General features: G+C 72.0%; 9 protein-coding genes. All 9 read left to right on the plus strand.

Going from position 1 to position 15,681, the window contains the following annotated elements; genetic code table 11:
• Window positions 1-157 precede the first annotated feature (157 nt).
• The 9 genes from POL67_RS07470 to POL67_RS07510 all read left to right on the plus strand — a co-directional run bounded on the left by POL67_RS07470 (window position 158) and on the right by POL67_RS07510 (window position 15,581).
• Window positions 158-4,351 (plus strand): VIT domain-containing protein, encoded by a 4,194-nt coding sequence (locus POL67_RS07470; RefSeq protein WP_271916399.1) that lies wholly within the window; start codon window positions 158-160, stop codon window positions 4,349-4,351.
• A gap of 49 nt (window positions 4,352-4,400) precedes the next feature.
• Entirely contained in the window at window positions 4,401-5,690 is a 1,290-nt protein-coding gene (locus POL67_RS07475) for a hypothetical protein (RefSeq protein WP_271916400.1), read from the plus strand.
• 65 nt (window positions 5,691-5,755) lie between these two features.
• On the plus strand, window positions 5,756-9,106 hold the full coding sequence (locus POL67_RS07480) for a hypothetical protein (protein ID WP_271916401.1): 3,351 nt from the start codon (window positions 5,756-5,758) through the stop codon (window positions 9,104-9,106).
• Window positions 9,107-9,646: 540 nt separating this feature from the next.
• Window positions 9,647-9,958: a hypothetical protein gene (locus POL67_RS07485; protein ID WP_271916402.1), complete on the plus strand. Its 312-nt coding sequence runs from the start codon at window positions 9,647-9,649 to the stop codon at window positions 9,956-9,958.
• A gap of 82 nt (window positions 9,959-10,040) precedes the next feature.
• Complete coding sequence (locus tag POL67_RS07490; protein WP_271916403.1) at window positions 10,041-10,916, plus strand: STAS domain-containing protein; 876 nt, start codon at window positions 10,041-10,043, stop codon at window positions 10,914-10,916.
• A gap of 49 nt (window positions 10,917-10,965) precedes the next feature.
• The gene (locus tag POL67_RS07495; RefSeq protein WP_271916404.1) at window positions 10,966-11,715 is read left to right on the plus strand and encodes a TrmH family RNA methyltransferase; all 750 of its coding nucleotides are present in this window, start codon (window positions 10,966-10,968) and stop codon (window positions 11,713-11,715) included.
• A gap of 217 nt (window positions 11,716-11,932) precedes the next feature.
• Window positions 11,933-13,906: a serine/threonine protein kinase gene (locus tag POL67_RS07500; RefSeq protein ID WP_271916405.1), complete on the plus strand. Its 1,974-nt coding sequence runs from the start codon at window positions 11,933-11,935 to the stop codon at window positions 13,904-13,906.
• The gene (locus tag POL67_RS07505; RefSeq protein ID WP_271916407.1) at window positions 13,906-14,991 is read left to right on the plus strand and encodes a tetratricopeptide repeat protein; all 1,086 of its coding nucleotides are present in this window, start codon (window positions 13,906-13,908) and stop codon (window positions 14,989-14,991) included. The genes POL67_RS07500 and POL67_RS07505 overlap by 1 nt, the downstream gene beginning before the upstream one ends.
• Window positions 14,973-15,581 carry a hypothetical protein gene (locus tag POL67_RS07510; RefSeq protein WP_271916408.1) on the plus strand — a complete coding sequence of 203 codons (609 nt, stop codon included), beginning with the start codon at window positions 14,973-14,975 and terminating at the stop codon, window positions 15,579-15,581. The genes POL67_RS07505 and POL67_RS07510 overlap by 19 nt, the downstream gene beginning before the upstream one ends.
• Window positions 15,582-15,681 lie beyond the last annotated feature (100 nt).

Below are 15,681 nucleotides of genomic sequence, written 5' to 3' on the forward strand. Positions count from 1 at the left end.
GCTGCATGGGCACTTTTTAGACCGACCCTTTCGCCGAAGAGATCTTTCCCCCGCCGCCCGGACCGTCGAACATGGACGGCGCGACAGGGGGACCCTCGGGCGGGGTGTCAGCTCCGAGCCCCCAGGGCCGTTTGGCCTTCGTCGGCTCCGGAGGACCATGTCCCGCTCGCTGGATCGAATCAGGGCGTTCGCGAAGAATCACTCGCTGCCGCTGCGCGCGGCGATCGGCCTGCTCGTGCTCGTCGCGAGCCTCGCCGTGTTCATCGCGTCGCAGCGCGTCCCGCCGGTGCGCGCAGGCGTCGTCGATGCGCGGCTCGAGCTCGCGGCCGGCGAGGTGCGGCTTATCGAGGCCGGCAAGGGCAGCACGGTGATCTCGGGCGCGCCGCTGCCCGCAGGCGCGGAGCTCGCCACGGGGACCGGGGCGCGGGCGCTCGTGCGGCTTTCGGATGGGTCGTCGCTCTTCCTGCGTGGCGACTCGACGGTGCGGCTCCAGCCGGACGGCGCCGAGATCGTGGCCGGCGAGGTGTGGCTCGACGCGCCGCCCTCGGAGCGCGGCGGCCTCAAGCACAAGGCCGGGGACGCGACGATCGCCGCGGCGGACGCGGGGCTCTCGATCCGGCGCGCGGGCGCGGAGGTCGTGGTCGTGGTGACGCGCGGGCTCGCGGTGCTCACGTCGCCGGGCGGGCGCGTCGAGGTGAGCGCTGGCGAGCAGGCGCAGGCGTCCGGAAACGACAAACCCAAGGTGAGCCCGGTGCTCTTCTGGGACGACTGGACCGGCGGCATGGGGGATGGCCGTCCGCTCGCGGGCGCGGGCAGCGGCGCGGGCCGGATCTACGGCGTGAGCCCGGGGCTCCCCGGCGAGAAGGCGAAGGTGCTCGAGGTCAGCCGCCAGTCCGTGCGCGCGGTCATCCGCGAGGGGCTCGCCGAGACCGAGGTCGATCAGACGTTCGGCAACCCCGGCGGCGGCGTGCTCGAAGGCTGGTACTGGTTCAGCGTGCCGGAGCGGGCGATCGTGACGTCGTTCGCGGTCGAGACGAACGGCGTGCTCGTCGAGGGCGAGGTGACCGAGCGCAAGGAGGCCGCGGCGCGGTACGCGACGGCCATGGCGACGGGGCATTCGCCCGCGCTGCTCGAATGGGTCGACGGACGCACGTATCGCTCGCGGATCTACCCGATCCCGGCGTCCGGCGCGCGCCGCGTGGTGCTCCGGTACCTCGAGGTGTTGCCTTCGCAGGGCGGGAAGCTCGAGTACCTCTACCCGATGCGCGGCGAGGATCCGGCGCGGATCGGGGAGTTTTCCCTGGAGGTGGATCTCGGGGTGGCGGGCTCGAAGATGCGGATCGCGAGCCTCGCGGACGCGGTGGTCGAGGACGGCGGGCGGCGCGTGACGATGCGCCGGAGCGGGTATCTGCCGCGCGCGGACTTCCAGCTCGAAGCGACGCCGATCGAGCCGCAAAAGCGAGCCGCGCTCACGGTCGCGCGCTTCGCCGCGGGCGCGGATCGGGCCGACTACGTGATGGCGCGGTACGTGCCTGACATCGACTGGGCGGCCGTGCCCGAGCCGCCGGGCGACGTCGCGGTCGTGGTCGACACCTCGGCGTCGGGGGACGAGGCGGTGCGGCAGCAGAAGGCGGCCGCGGCGGAGGCGATCCTGCGGGCGCTCTCGCAGAAGGATCGGTTCGTGCTGATCGCGATCGACTCGGCGCCGACGGTGCTCTGGCCGAAGGAGGGGCTCGCCGAGGCGGCGGACAAGGAGATCGCGGCGGCGCTGGCGCGGCTCGCGGAGCATTCGTCGGGCGGCGCGACGGACCTCGGCGCGCTCTTCGACGCGGCGCTCGGGCGGCTGCACGGGACCGAGCAGCCCGCGGTGGTCTACATCGGCGATGGTTTGCCCACGTCGGGTGAGGTGAGCGGCGACCGGCTCTCGGAGCGGCTCCGGCGGAGCCTCTCGACCTCGCGGGCGCGGCTCTTCACGGTGGCCGTTGGGACCCAAAGCAATGTCGGTCTGCTCCGCGAGCTTGCGCGGCAGGGCGGCGGGCAGAGCTTCCGCATCGATCGGATGGAGACGGCGACGAGCGAGGTGCTCAGGCTCGCGAGCGCGATCAAGACGCCGACGATCACCGAGCTCGCGATCGACCTCGGCGCGGGGCTCGACGAGGCGATGCTCACGGCGAGCGGAAAGGTCTCGCGCGGCGAAGAGGTGCTCCTGTTCGCGCGGACGCACCACGCGCTGCCGGCCGAGGCGACGGTGAAGGGCCGCGTGGGCGGGAAGGATTTTGCGAAGAACTACCCGATCACGCTCGCGCAGGGGACGAGCACGTCGCTCGTGCCGCGGCTCTGGGCCGCGGAGAAGGTGCGGCGGCTGCTCGGCGAGGTGACGGATCCCGAGGAGCAGCGCGGCAAGATCGTGGAGATCGGGCTCGAGTACGGGCTGATGACGCCGTTCACGAGCATCCTCGCGCTGGAGAACGAGGCCGCGTATGCGCGGCAAGGGATCCGGCGGAGGTATTCGCCGCTGCGGGGCGTGCGGCTCACGGCGCTCGATGCGCGCACGGAGCGGGCGCTGATGGATGCGGCGCTGAACCCGACGCCCGCGGTCGCGATGGGGTGCAGCCTTCGCAGCAAGGAGGAGGCGCCGCCGGAGAGCGTGGCGGCTGCGCCCGCGCCGCTGGCGCTCGAGGACAAGCCGATGGACGTGCAGAACCAGACGTCTCCGGCGACAGCGATGGCGACGGCGACGCCCACGGAGCCCGAGCCTGCGGTCGCGGAGAACGCGCCTTCGCCTGCGAAGCCCGCGCCGGGCGGCGGGGGCGGGGCGTTCCGCGCGAACGCGGAGCGCGAGGGGCTCGACGGGCAAGAGATTGCGGGCAAGCGGTCGGTGGTGAACGGGTTGGCGACCGAGGATCAGCCGACGCTCGACAGGGCGAAGGGGCGCGCGCCCGAGCCGCCGCCGCCCCCGATGTCGACGTCGACGTCGCAGTTCGAGGCCACGAAGAAGCTCGCGGAGGGGACGACGGTGCGTGTCCCTCCGCCCCTCACGCCGCCGGCCACGCCGTGCAGCGACGTCGCGCGGAGGCCCCTCGCGGACCGCATCGTGATGTGGTCGAAGCGGCTGCGCGGCGAGCTCGACGGCAAGACGCTGGTGTCGCGGTACCAGGCCGCGCGCGGCGCGTGCGAGATCCCGGACTGGCGCGCCGAGCAAGCGCTGCTCGACCTCCTCCAGCGCAAGGCCCGCACCGAGGACGCCGTGACCACGCTGCTCGCGCACTTCGAGCCCGTGCCCGACACGCGCGCGTACGTGGCGCAGGCGATCCTCCGTCGCACCGTCGATCCGCGGATCGCCGCGTCCGTGCGGCGTACGCTCTTCGGCGAGAAGATCGCCTGGGATCAGGTCGACGCGGAGCTCGCCGCGATCGACGGCGTGGACGCGAAGCTCGCGAAGCTGCGCGAGCGGATGCTCGTCGCGCCTGGGGATCCGCAGGGCGATCTGCGGGTCGTGCGGCTCTTGGCGGAGGCGGGCAAGAAGGACGACGCGCTCGCGCAAGGCCGGAGGCTCCGGGATCGTGGGTTCATGAGCCCCGACCTCGCGCTCGCGCTCGGCGACGTGCTCGCGGCGCAGGGCTTTCAGGACGAGGCGCTCCGCACGTACTCGGAGATCGTGGAGTTCGACTCGCAGAGCCCCGAGTCGCGGCGGCTGCTCGGCGACGTGTTCCTCCGGAACGGGTGGTACGGCGCGGCGTACCGGCAATACAAGACGCTCACGGATCTGCCGGCCGCGGACGCGCCGAGCTTCTTGCGGCTCGCGCTGGCCGCCGCGGGCAGCGGGCGCGTGGACGAGGCGCTGCGCTTGGAGCGGCAGGTTGCTTCGGCGGAGGGCACGCCGGGGCCGCGGGATCCGCGGCTCTGGGCGCGGCTCTGGGCGGCGGCGCACCTCGCGCGGCTGCTCGAAGGCGAAGGCAAACCCGTGGAGCCGGGCCTCGCCGAGGGGCTCTCGCGCAAGCTGAAGGAGCTCTCGCTCTTCAGCGGCCCGAGCGCGCTCGCGGTCCTCACGTGGGAGGACCTCGACACGACGCTCGGCCTCGTCGGCAAGGAGGGCGGAGTGGAGGCGACGCTCGCCGAGCTTTCCGACGCGGCTTCGATCGGGATCTCGGCGGTGGAGCTTCCGCTCGGCGACGAGGCGCGCCTCGGGTTCTTGGCGCGCTTCCGCAAGGCGAGCCCGGGGCGCGAGGTGCCCGTCTCGTTGCACCTGATCGCGTGGGATGGGAAGGCGTTTCGTGTGACGATCCGGAAGGCGAAGCTCGGGGCGAAGGACACGGACGTCTCGCTTTCGTCCTTCAACCCCGGCCTCTGAGTCCCTCACCCCCAGCCCCTCTCCCGCTGGGAGAGGGGAGGAGAGGCGCATGATCGAGATCACCTTTCTCGGGCAGCTCGTCGCGACGATCGCGGGCGCATTGGCGTTCGTCTCGTTGCTCCTCGTGCTCGCCGCGAGCGCTTACGTGCTCGGCGCGGCCGCGAAGGGGCTCGAAGGGCTCGCCGCGCCGCGCGGCGTGCTCCCCGAGGTCGTCGCGGGCCGCGCGCGGATCCTGCGATCGATCGCCTTGATCCTCGGCGTGCTCACGTTTGCCTTCGTGATCTCGACGTCGACCATCGGAGGCACGCTCGCGACGATCACGTTCGCCGCGGCGCTCGGCATGCTCGCGCGGAGCGGGACGCTCGCGCTCTCGATGCTGGCGATGCGGACGGCCGCGAAGCTCGAAGGCGGGCGCGTCGTGCAGAAGAACGCGCTCTCGGCGGCACGGGCCGCGCAGACGGCGGCGCTCGAAGCGAAGGCGAAGAAGCGGCTCGCGGGCGAGGACCTGCGCGGGGAGCTACGCGCGGCGGACGCGGCGCTGACGAAGCTGCGCGAGGCGCTCGGGACGCTCGTGGATACACGCGCGGCGCTCGGGCAGAAGCTCCAGAAGGGGAACGGCCCAGGAGGGGAGCCGCGGCTCGTGCCGGAGATCGCGCGCATGCGAGACGAGCTCACGTTGCGGATCGAGCTCGGGGAACGTGTGCTCACGGCGGCCGAGGCCGCGGCGTTCCGGCTCGCATGCGCGCTGCCGATCAAGAAGCTCGTGCGCAGGCGGCCCGCGGAGATCGCGGGGCTCGATCCGGCGGCGCCGGGCGATCCGGCGGCGCGGCTCGCCGCGGCCACGGCGGCGATCGACGGCTACCTCGTCGCGCTCGCGGAGGCGCGCGCCGAGCTCGAAGAGGTCACGACGCGGCGGCCGACGCTCCCGCCACCTGCCCCGGACGCGGCCGACGACGACGACGACGACAGGCGCGCGAAGGACCCGCTGGCCCACGCGCGGGCGGATCTCGACGTGATCGAGGCGGCGTATCGATCGCTGCGGGAGCGCGCGGAGCTGACGCGGCTCGGACTCCAGGCGCGCAAGGGCCTGGCCGAGGTGGCGAGCGCGGCGGGCGTGGTGTCGAAGCAGGCGCAGGCGTTTGGCCTCGACGAGCGGGAGTTTGGCCTCTTGCTGGACGACGTCGCGCGGGCCGAGCGGGTGTCCTCGATCGAGCCGCCGGGGCGCGACGAGGACCTGCGGGTGCTGGTGGAGGCGCTCTCCCGGGGGACGAGCGCGCTCGACCAGGATGACCGGGCGTCGCTGGGTGGGGTGGTCGCGGCGCTGCGGTCGATCGGGTGAGCCGGACCGTCGCGTCGGCATTTCTTCTTCTCCTTGTCCCGGCCTTGCACAAGAAAGGACGATTCATGGCCCTTCGAACGTCTCGTCGGCTCCGCTCGTTCACGCAACGCACGTCCCTCCTCCTCGTCGCGGGCATGCTCACCGCATGCGCCGAGTCGCCCACGCCGGGCGTTTCGCCGGCGCCGCCCGCTCCGCAGGCGGGGGCTCGGCTCTCCGCGCCCCTCGACCTCGACGCGACGGCGCGTGACGCGCGGCGGGCGTTCCGCGCCGAGGGGCCCCGATGGGTCGGCGCCGGGCCGACCCACCACGTTTCGGCCACGGTAGAGGGCTTCGACGTCGCCCCCCTCGCGCCCTCGCCTTCGGCCGGCGGGGCGGTGCGCGCGGGGGCGCCCCTGCGCATCGAGAAGGCGCGCATCACGCGGGGCGAGCGTGAGCTCTTGCGCGGCGCGCCCACGGGCCGCATCGAACGAGGCCACCACCTGGCCATCGAGGCCGGCGACGTCACCGAGCACATCGACAATCGCGAGGACGGCGTGGAGCTCTCTTATGGGTTTCCGCGCGCGCCCGAGGGCGAGGGGGATCTCTCCGTCGTGCTCGCGACCAGCGGCGAGCGGTACGTCGGCGCGACGGCGCGTGGCTTGCATTACGTGGACCCCGCGACCGGGCTTGGTGTGCGGTTCGGGCGCGCGACGTGGATCGACGCGCGCGGGACGAGGACCCATGTCGAGGCGCACGTCGAGGACACGCGGATCGTCCTGCGGGTCCCCGACCGCGTGCTCGCCACGTCCGTGTATCCGGCCGTGCTCGACCCGATCCTGAGCGCGGAGATCGCGGTGGACGAACCTGTCAATGGCCTCGGCACGGGCATCCACAGGGATCCGGCCGTCGCGTGGAATGGCAGCCGGTATCTCGTGGCCTGGGAGGTGAGCCGGTTCCTCGATCCCGTCTCGGAGCGGGCAATCTACGCCGCGCGTGTCGACCCGCAGGGCGACGTGCTCGACCTGTCCGGCATTCCGCTGGCGGACGCGGGGGAACATCCGTCGCTCGCGAGCGACGGGAATGGGTATTTCCTCGCGTACGACATCGTCTACCCCGCGCCCGCGGGTCTGATGGGCTTGTACGGCCAGCGCCTCGACGCGAATGGTCAGCCGGTCGGCGCGCCGATCTCGCTGTCGCCGTCCGGCACCGATGGCCACGTGGTGTTCGATGGGACGAACTATCTCGTCGCCTGGAGCGGCCTGAACGAAGACACGGGATATTATGCGCGCGTCACGCCGTCCGGGCAGGTCCTCGATCCGAATGGCGTCGTGTTCGGCGCAGGGACGGTCCGGGCCTTGCGCGTCGCCTCGAATGGCGCGGGGGCCCTGCTCGCGTGGGACAACCCGGGGTTTTCGCAGGGCCACCTCGCGCGGGTCGATGCCCAGGGCGTCTTGCTCGATCCTGTCAGTATTCCGATCCTGCCCGACCCGCTCCTCTCGCAGCATCAGCCCACGCCCCTGTGGATGGGATCGTCGTATTTCGTGGGGTACATCCAGTATACCGACGAGGAGCGGACGGTCGTCGCGGCGCGCTTCGACCCGGAGCAGGGTGCTTTCCTCGACGCCGCGCCGATTCCCCTCATCGATCCCACCGGCAAGGAGATCACGCAGCTCGACGTGACGACCGATGGCACGAACGCCGTCGTGACCTGGAGTGATTACCTGCCCGATCTGGTCGCGCATCCGCTCCGGCGGGCGCGCGTCTCGCCCCAGGGGGCCGTGCTCGATCATAACGGCGTCGTGTATGCGCCGCGCGGGGCCGTGGCGCGGGGCGCTTCGAATGGCGCGCACGCGCTCCACGTGTGGCGCAATGCCTACTTCGACAAGTTCTTCCCGGGCGCCTTCACGGTGGAGGCCCTTCGTTTCGACGCGAGTGGGCAGGCGCTCGACGCCGCGCCGATCGTGGTGTCGCGCGGGGCGAGCGAGCAACGCGCGCCCGCGGTGGCGTTCGATGGCCAGAACTTCGTCGTGGCCTGGTCGGACGGGCGTGATTTGGTCGCGAAGCAGGAGACGAACCTGTATGCGACGCGCATTGATCCCTCGGGGATGGTCGTCGACGCGAGCGCCATTCAGGTGAACAATGGGGCGTACGACGTGATCCGCCCGGAGGCCGTGTTCGACGGGACGAATACGCTCTTCTCGTGGTTTGAGTGCAACATCTATTACGACGGCACGGAGTGCGGGTTGCGCGCGGGTCGGCTCAGCCCACAAGGCGTGGTGCTCGACACGCCTGCGACGGAGATCCAGGGCTTCGACGGGGTCGGCGACCGCGTGGCGCTCTCGGTGGGCGGCGGCGCGACGCTCGTGGCCGCGAGCAGTTATGACGAGGTTGTGGCGACGACGATCGACGCGGCGGGGCCCTCGGGCACGCTCACGTCCTTCGCGCCGGACGCCCTCCCCGCGGCGCTCAGCGCGTCATTCGACGGCGTGCATCACCTCGTCGTATGGCAAAACGCAGCAAAGCAGATCGTCGGCAAGCGCTTCACGCCGCAGGGCAGCGCCGTCGATGCGACGCCGATCGTCCTTTCGGGGACGCTCGCCGCGCCGGCCGGGGCGTCCGTGTCCTTTGATGGGACGAACCATGTCGTCGTGTGGGTGGACGGGGAGGGCGTCTTCGGGGTGCGGGTGAGCCCCGCGGGGGCCGTGCTCGATGCCGCGGCGGTGTCGCTCGCGAGCGCGCCGGGATGCGCGCACGTGGGGCTCGCGGGGCGCGGCGTGGTCGCCGACGGGGGTCGCACCGTGATCGGGGTTCGCACGTGCGGGCAGGGCGCGACGGACGTTCATGCGCTCGTGGTCGACGGCATGCTTGCGCCGATCACGACGCTCGCGATCACGAGCGATGCTCACCCCGAGGGCCTCCCGACGCTTGCTTCGACGAATGCGGGCAAGGTGCTGGTGGCCTATCCGCAATTCCATACGGAAGCGCCCTTCGGGACGTCGCGGGTCCGGGCGAGGGTCGTGGATTTCACGGCCTGCACGATGGACGCCCAGTGCAATGGGGGCGTGTGCACCGGGGGGATCTGCGTGGGCGAAGGGAATGGGGCCGGTGGAATGGGCGGCGCTGGTGGAATGGGCGGCGCTGGTGGAAGTGGTGGGGCCGGTGGAATGGGCGGCTCCGGTGGCATGGGCGGCGCGGGTCCGGGCTCGGGCGGCTCCGGTGGCATGGGCGGCGCTGGTCCGGGCTCGGGCGGCTCCGGTGGCATGGGCGGCGCTGGTCCGGGCTCGGGAGGTTCGGGCGGCTCGACCGTACCGGGAGGTGGGGCCGAATGTGACTGCCGCGCCGCGGGCGATGGCGGGTCGTCGGGGATGCCGCTCGCGGCGGCGGCCCTCGGGCTCGTCGCGGCGAGGACGCGGCGGGGCCGCCGTCAGGGGGCGTAGGCCCTGACCGCAGGAGAGTCGCGACCGTCTCGGAGGTGGGTCGACGAGGCTTGCGGGAGGGTCGTGACCGTCTCGGAGGCTTGTCGACGAGGCCTGCGGGAGGGTCGTGACCGTCTCGGAGGCTTGTCGACGAGGCCTGCGGGAGGGTCGTGACCATCTCGGCGGCTGGTCGACGAGGGTTGCGGGAGGGTCGTGACCGTCTCGGAGGCTTGTCGACGAGGCCTGCGGGAGGGTCGTGACCATCTCGGCAGCTTGTCGACGGGGGTTGCGGGAGGGGCGTGACCACCTCGGCGGCTGGTCGAAGATGCCTGCGGGAGGGGCGTGACCATCTCGGAGGCTTGTCGAAGATGCCTGCGGGAGGGTCGTGACCACCTCGGCGGCTGGTCGACGAGGGTTGCGGGAGGGTCGTGACCACCTCGGCGGCTGGTCGACGAGGGTTGCGGGAGGGTCGTGACCACCTCGGCGGCTTGTATCGGGGGAGGCCCGCCATGGTCTGCGCCGCTGTTGCAAACAAGGCACCACCTGACGTAGGAGCCCCGCGTGTCCCAGTTCCACGGCGGCTTCTTCGTGCGGTCGGTCGACGCGTCAGGCCCCGATCGTTTCCTGCCGGCCCCGCACGCCCAGCCCCCTGGGGCGATCGAGGTCCCGCAGCTCGTGCCGGTGTCCGCGAAGGCGCTGGCGACGCCGCCGACGTCCGACAGAAAGGTCAAGCGGACCCTCGCGGTGCCGAGCCGCGTGCTCGACGAGGTTCGCGTGTTCTCCCAGGCGACGGACCGCAGCTTGTCGTGGTCGTTGGAGACGGCGTACATCGCCGCGCGCGAGCGGCTGCACGCCGCGACGGCGCGCAGCTAAAGCCATGACCCTCGGAGGCAGGTCGACGAGCCCTGCGACACGGCTCTAGACATCGCGCCGCACCTGCGACAGGTACGCAGGGATGGGGGATAAGTCCGATCCGAACGGAACCGACGTGCTTCACGCCGAGGTGGAGCGTCTGCGTACGCGGCTCGCCGCAGCCGAGACGGCGCTCGCCGAAGCGCGCACCGCCGAGGCGGAGCTGCGGGCCATGTTCACGGCCATGACGGACGTGGTGATCGTCATGAACCGGGAGGGGCGGTACCTCAAGATCGCGCCCACCGGCGCGGATCTCCTCTACAAGCCGAGCGGCGATCTCCTCGGCAAGACGCTGCACGAGGTCATGCCGCCGGCGATGGCCGATTTCCTCCTGTTCCACGTCCACGCGTCGCTGGAGCGGAAGGGGCTCGTCCACCTCGAATACAGCATGCCGGCCGCCGGCCGGGAGATCTTCTTCAGCACCAACGTCACGCCGATGTCCGACGACATGGTGATCGTCGTCGCGCGCGACGTCACCGACCGCAAACGCGCCGAGGAGGCGCTCGCCGAGGGGATACGCAGGCAAGCGGTGATCGACGCGCAGGAGGCGGCGCTCTCCGCGCTGTCGACGCCGCTCATCCCCGTCACCGACGAGATCGTGGTGATGCCGCTCATCGGCGTGCTCGACTCGCAGCGCGTGCAGCAGGTCATGGATACGCTGCTCCGAGGCGTCACCGAGCGGCGCGCGCGCACGGCCATCCTCGACATCACGGGGATCTCGGTCGTCGACACGGAGGTGGCCGACGCGCTCGTCCGGGCCGCCCGCGCAGTGCAGCTCCTCGGCGCGAAGGTGGTGCTCACCGGCGTCCGGCGCGACGTCGCGCAGACGCTGGTCGAGATCCAGGCCGACCTCGGCGGCATCGTCACGCGCAGCACGGTCCAGAGCGGGATCGCCTTCGCGATGGCCCGCGCCGGCTGATCGCCCCTGTTCCCGCCCTCGCCTCCCTCGTGCTATCCCCGCCCCCGCGATGCGCCGCAGGACCCCCCATGCCATCCAGGTCGAGCTCGCGCAGAAGCGGCTGCTCGCCCGGCTCGCCAGCCTCGATCACGCCGCGATCGTGCGCGCGCTCGGCCCCTTCCTCACGCCCGAGCGCAAGGCCCGCTTCGACGCGGTCTTCGCCTCCCGTCTCGGCTCCGTGACCGTGCTCATGGACGCGCCCTACGACCCGCACAACGGCGCCGCTGTCCTCCGGTCGTGTGACGCGTTCGGCGTCCAGCGCCTGCACGTCGTCGAGCGCGGCGGCATCTCGTTCCTCGCGGCCCGCGAGGTCGCCCGCGGCTCCGAGCAATGGGTCCACGTGCGCACGTACCCCACGAGCGCCGCGTCCCTCGCCGCCCTCGCCGCGTCCGGCCACGAGCTCATCGCGACCCACCCGCAAGGCGAGCTCGCGCCCGAGGATCTTCGTTCGATCCCGAAGGTCTGCCTCGTCCTCGGCAACGAGCGCGACGGCATCCACGAGGAGCTCGTCGCCGCCTGCAAGCGGAGCGTCCGCGTCCCGATGCGAGGGTTCGTGGAGAGCCTGAACGTGAGCGTGACGGGCGCGATCCTGCTCCAGCACGCGACGTCGGGCCGGCAAGGGGATCTCTCCGAGGACGAGCTCCGTGCGCTGCATGCCCGCGCGATGATCCTGACGATCGATCACGCGGCGGAGATTCTCCTCGCGAACGGGATTTCGCTCGGGGAGGACGCGCTCGGGGTCGAGGGGGCGGCGGGGTAGCGCGCAGGGACATTTCCACCTCGCTTGCCCCTTCCGGCGAAAGTCGATAGCCTGTGCAGAACGACGATTGTCGGCTGTTTTCGATCGTCCGGGAGTCCTCGTGCCTGCTCCGCCTGCGCCGCCGAAACCGCCTGCGCCGCCTCGCGCGGCACCCCCTGCACCTGGCGCGATCGCGCGCCCTTCCGCGCCGCCTCCCAGGCCCACGGGAACGGTGCCGATGCCCGTGCACCCCGGCCCCACGGCAAACCCCGCGCCGCCGCCGCCCGTGTTCGCGGATGCGCCCTTGCCCTCGGCCGTCGCCACGGTGCCGTTCCCGAGCCCCCTCGAAGCCGCCGCGCCCGCGCCCGCCGCGCCGCTGCAACCTCGCCCCGCCGCAGGTGCGTCCGCGCCCGCGCCGCGCCCCGCCGCTGGCGTGCCGGCCGTGCCCGCCGATGTCGGCGAGGCCGTGAACCCGCAGCAAGGGGATCTCCAGCCGGGGCTCGTGATCCAGAGCCGCTACCGCATCGAGAAGCTCATCGGTCGCGGCGGCATGGGCGCGGTGTACGCCGTTCGTCACGTCAACACGGGCGAGATCTGCGCGCTCAAGCTCCTGCACCCGTCGGTCGCGAACAACCCCGGCGCCGTCGAGCGCTTCCGCACCGAGGCGCGCGCCCCCGTCAGCATCGGCAGCGAGCACGTCGTGCGCGTCATCGACGCCGACGTCGCGCCCGAGATCGGCGGCGTGCCGTTCATCGTGATGGAGCTGCTCAAGGGCCGGGATCTCGGCTCGGAGCTGAAGCAACGCGGCGCGCTGCCCGCGGGCGAGGTCGTCGTGTGCTTGAAGCAGGTCGCGCGCGTCCTCGACAAGGCGCACGCGCTCGGCATCGTGCACCGCGATCTCAAGCCGGCGAACCTCATCGTCACGCAACGCGAGGACGGCACGCCGCTCGTGAAGATCCTCGACTTCGGCATCGCCAAGCTCGTCGATCAGAGCGACGCCAAGGAGCTCACGCAGGACGGCGCGATCTTCGGCACGCCCTGGTACATGTCGCCCGAGCAGGCCCGCGGGCAGGCGTCGAAGGTCGGCCCGGCCGCGGATCTCTGGGCGCTCGGGCTCATCGCCTACCGCCTGCTCACCGGGAAAAACTACTGGTCCGCCGAGGGCATGGCCGCGCTCATCGGGCAGATCCTCTACGAGCCGATGGTCCCGCCGAGCACGATGTCGCCGCACCTCGGCCCGCGCTTCGACGCGTGGTTTGCCCGGGCCTGCGCGCGGGAGGCCGAGCAGCGGTACCCGAACGCGGTCGAGCAGATCCAGGCCCTCGCCATGGCGCTGCAGGTGAACTACGCGGCGCAGCCGACGAGCCTCGACATGCCGAACCCGTCGGATCTCTCCGCGTCGGCGCAGGTCCGTCAGGCGCTGCAAGGCATGCCGATGTACGGCATGAGCGTGGCGGGCGGCTCGATCCCGCCGGGCATGCCGATCCCGGGCACGAGCATCCCCGCCGCCGGCCTCTCGCAAGCCGGGATGACGCTGCCGCCCGGCGTGAACTCGGGTCCACGCATGGGGCTACGCTCGGACGAGCCGAGCTACGCCCCAAACCCCGCGGCGCTCTCGCACGCAGGCGCGACGGCCGCGCAGCTCGCGGCGATGGGCATGTCGCAGTCGGGCGCGCCCATCCCGCGCGTGTCGATCCCGCCGGGGACGACGGGCGCGCCGCTCTACTCGACGCAGGCCGGGGCGATGGTGCAGCCGGCCAGGTCGAAGCTCGGCGCGATCCTCGCGGGCGGGCTCATCGCGGTGGGGCTCGCGGGCGCAGCGGGGCTTTATTTCGTGTTCAAGGGCAAGGCCGAGGGGACCGCGCCCGCCGCGCAGACCGTGGCCACGACGCCGCCCGCCGCGACGACGGCCGAGCCGGCGCCGCCTCCGGTCGCACCTTCGCCAACCCCCCCAGCCGCGCCGCCGCCGACGACCGAGCCCGCGGCCACGGCCGCGCCGACGGCCGAGCCCGCGGCTACGGCCGAGCCCGAGGACGATCTCGCGATCGAAGTTGCGGCCACGGCCGAGCCTTCCGCCGCGCCCACGGCGGCGCCGACGGCCAAGCCCACGGCCGCCGCGGTGGCCGCCACCACGGCGACGACGAAGTCCGGCACCGTAAAACCGAAGCCTTCTAGTACCGTCGCGCCGAAGGTCGGTAACATCAAGTTCTGATGAACGAGCTCTGCCGGCGTTCGCTCGCCTTTGCCTTCGTCGCCTTCGTTGGTCTCGCCGCGCCCGCGCCCTCGCACGCGTCGGACGCGCAGACCTCGCAGGCCCAGATCCAGCTCGCGCGCCAGGCCGCATCGGAGGGGCTCACGGCGTATCGCGCGGGCCAGTTCGACAAGGCGCTGAACCTCTTCGAGCAGGCGAAGGCGCTCTACCCGAGCGCGCAGATCGTCCGCATGATCGGCTATTCGCTGCTCGCGCTCGAGAAGTGGATGCCCGCGGCCGAGGCGATGGAAGCCGCGCTCGTCTCGGACGTCGGGGCCCTGTCCGACGAGGACAAGACCGACGTCAAGGAGCAGCTCTCGAAGGCGATGGTGCACATCGGCGTGCTCAACGTCACGTCGAAGGTGAGCGGCGCGAAGCTCGTGGTGGACGATCAGCCGGGCGTGAATCTGCCGCTCGCGAAGCCGCTGTGGCTTTCGCCCGGCAAGCACAAGATCGTCGTGAGCGCGCCGGACCACGAGGACGAGGTGCAGGAGATCGAGCTCGAAGGCGGCAAGCCCCTCGAGCTCTCGATCGATCCGAAGGAGGTCAAAAAAGAGGCGCCGCCGCCGCCGCCGCCGCCACCTCCGCCACCTCCGCCGCAGAAAAACTGGATCCCGCAGCAACGCCTGATCGGGCTGGTGGCGACGGGCGTGGGCGCTGGGCTCGGGCTCGGGACGCTCGGCGCGAGCCTCGTGTCGACCCACCTGCGCAACAACGTCGCGCGCGACATCGAGATCCACGAGAAGATGTACGGGCCGAACTGCAGCCGCGGGGACGCTTCGTTCTGCCAGCTCGATCGTCAGGTGATCGCGGCCGACGGGCGCGACGCGAACACGATGCGCAACCTCAGCGTCGGCCTCGGGATCAGCGCGCTCGTGCTCGGCGCGGGCGGCGTCGTGCTGACGATCTTCGCGATGCCGGAGGAGCCCGCGAAGCCCAAGGATGAAGCTCTGCCCACGACGCAGGCGCAGAAAGGCGCGGGCATCCGCTCGTTCGCCTGCGGCCCGCTCGGCGGCCTCGGCGTCTCATGCGCAGGCACGTTCTGACGCCCCGGAGTCTGCTCGCCGCGCTCGCGCTCGTGCTCGCGGCGCCGGCGTGTCTCGAGGTGCCGGCGCCGCCGGCGAAGGACGCGCTCAAGGTCGTCGACGTGAAGGCGAGCGAGGGCGTGGTGCTCGAGACCGCGTGCACGCCGACGGGCATCGAGACGTGCTTCGACGCTCGCGACGACAACTGCAACGGCGTCATCGACGAGGGGTGCGGGCTGCACACGGGGATCTTGCAGTTCGTGATCGCGTGGGAGGCCGCCGAGGCCGACGTGGACCTGAACGTCTACGACGTCGGCGGCGAGCTCGCGCGGGTCGGGGAGCCGACCTCGACGGGCCTCGTGAAGGACCGCGATTGTCCGCAGTCGGAGAACGAGTGCCAGGGCCAGAACGTGGAGAACGTCTACCTGGCCGAGGGGGACCCGAAGCGCGGTCGTTACCGCGTGGTGATCCGCCTCGACAAGCTCAACGGCGCGGCCGCGCCGGTGCGGGTGCGCCTCGGCGCGCGTGTGGGGCAGCGGCCGTTCAGCATGGTCGTGGAGCTCGCGCCAGGCGCGGGCACGGAAGAGAAGTCGTTCGAGTTCACACTTTGATCTCGTGAACGATTCGGTTGACGTTTGGGGGCTACGCTAGGACGAGCCCAGCTACGCCCCCAAACCCCCGTGACGCGCGGCATCGCTCGGGTTGACGCGC

Origin of the sequence: Polyangium mundeleinium (genome assembly GCF_028369105.1) — a bacterium.
Taxonomy (GTDB): Bacteria; Myxococcota_A; Polyangia; order Polyangiales; family Polyangiaceae; genus Polyangium; species Polyangium mundeleinium.

Coding starts and splice junctions, on each gene's coding strand:
- POL67_RS07470 (WP_271916399.1), top strand. CDS start 158: ATGTCCCGCTCGCTGGATCGAATCAGGGCGTTCGCGAAGAATCACTCG.
- POL67_RS07475 (WP_271916400.1), top strand. CDS start 4,401: ATGATCGAGATCACCTTTCTCGGGCAGCTCGTCGCGACGATCGCGGGC.
- POL67_RS07480 (WP_271916401.1), top strand. CDS start 5,756: ATGGCCCTTCGAACGTCTCGTCGGCTCCGCTCGTTCACGCAACGCACG.
- POL67_RS07490 (WP_271916403.1), top strand. CDS start 10,041: ATGGGGGATAAGTCCGATCCGAACGGAACCGACGTGCTTCACGCCGAG.
- POL67_RS07495 (WP_271916404.1), top strand. CDS start 10,966: ATGCGCCGCAGGACCCCCCATGCCATCCAGGTCGAGCTCGCGCAGAAG.
- POL67_RS07500 (WP_271916405.1), top strand. CDS start 11,933: ATGCCCGTGCACCCCGGCCCCACGGCAAACCCCGCGCCGCCGCCGCCC.
- POL67_RS07505 (WP_271916407.1), top strand. CDS start 13,906: ATGAACGAGCTCTGCCGGCGTTCGCTCGCCTTTGCCTTCGTCGCCTTC.
- POL67_RS07510 (WP_271916408.1), top strand. CDS start 14,973: ATGCGCAGGCACGTTCTGACGCCCCGGAGTCTGCTCGCCGCGCTCGCG.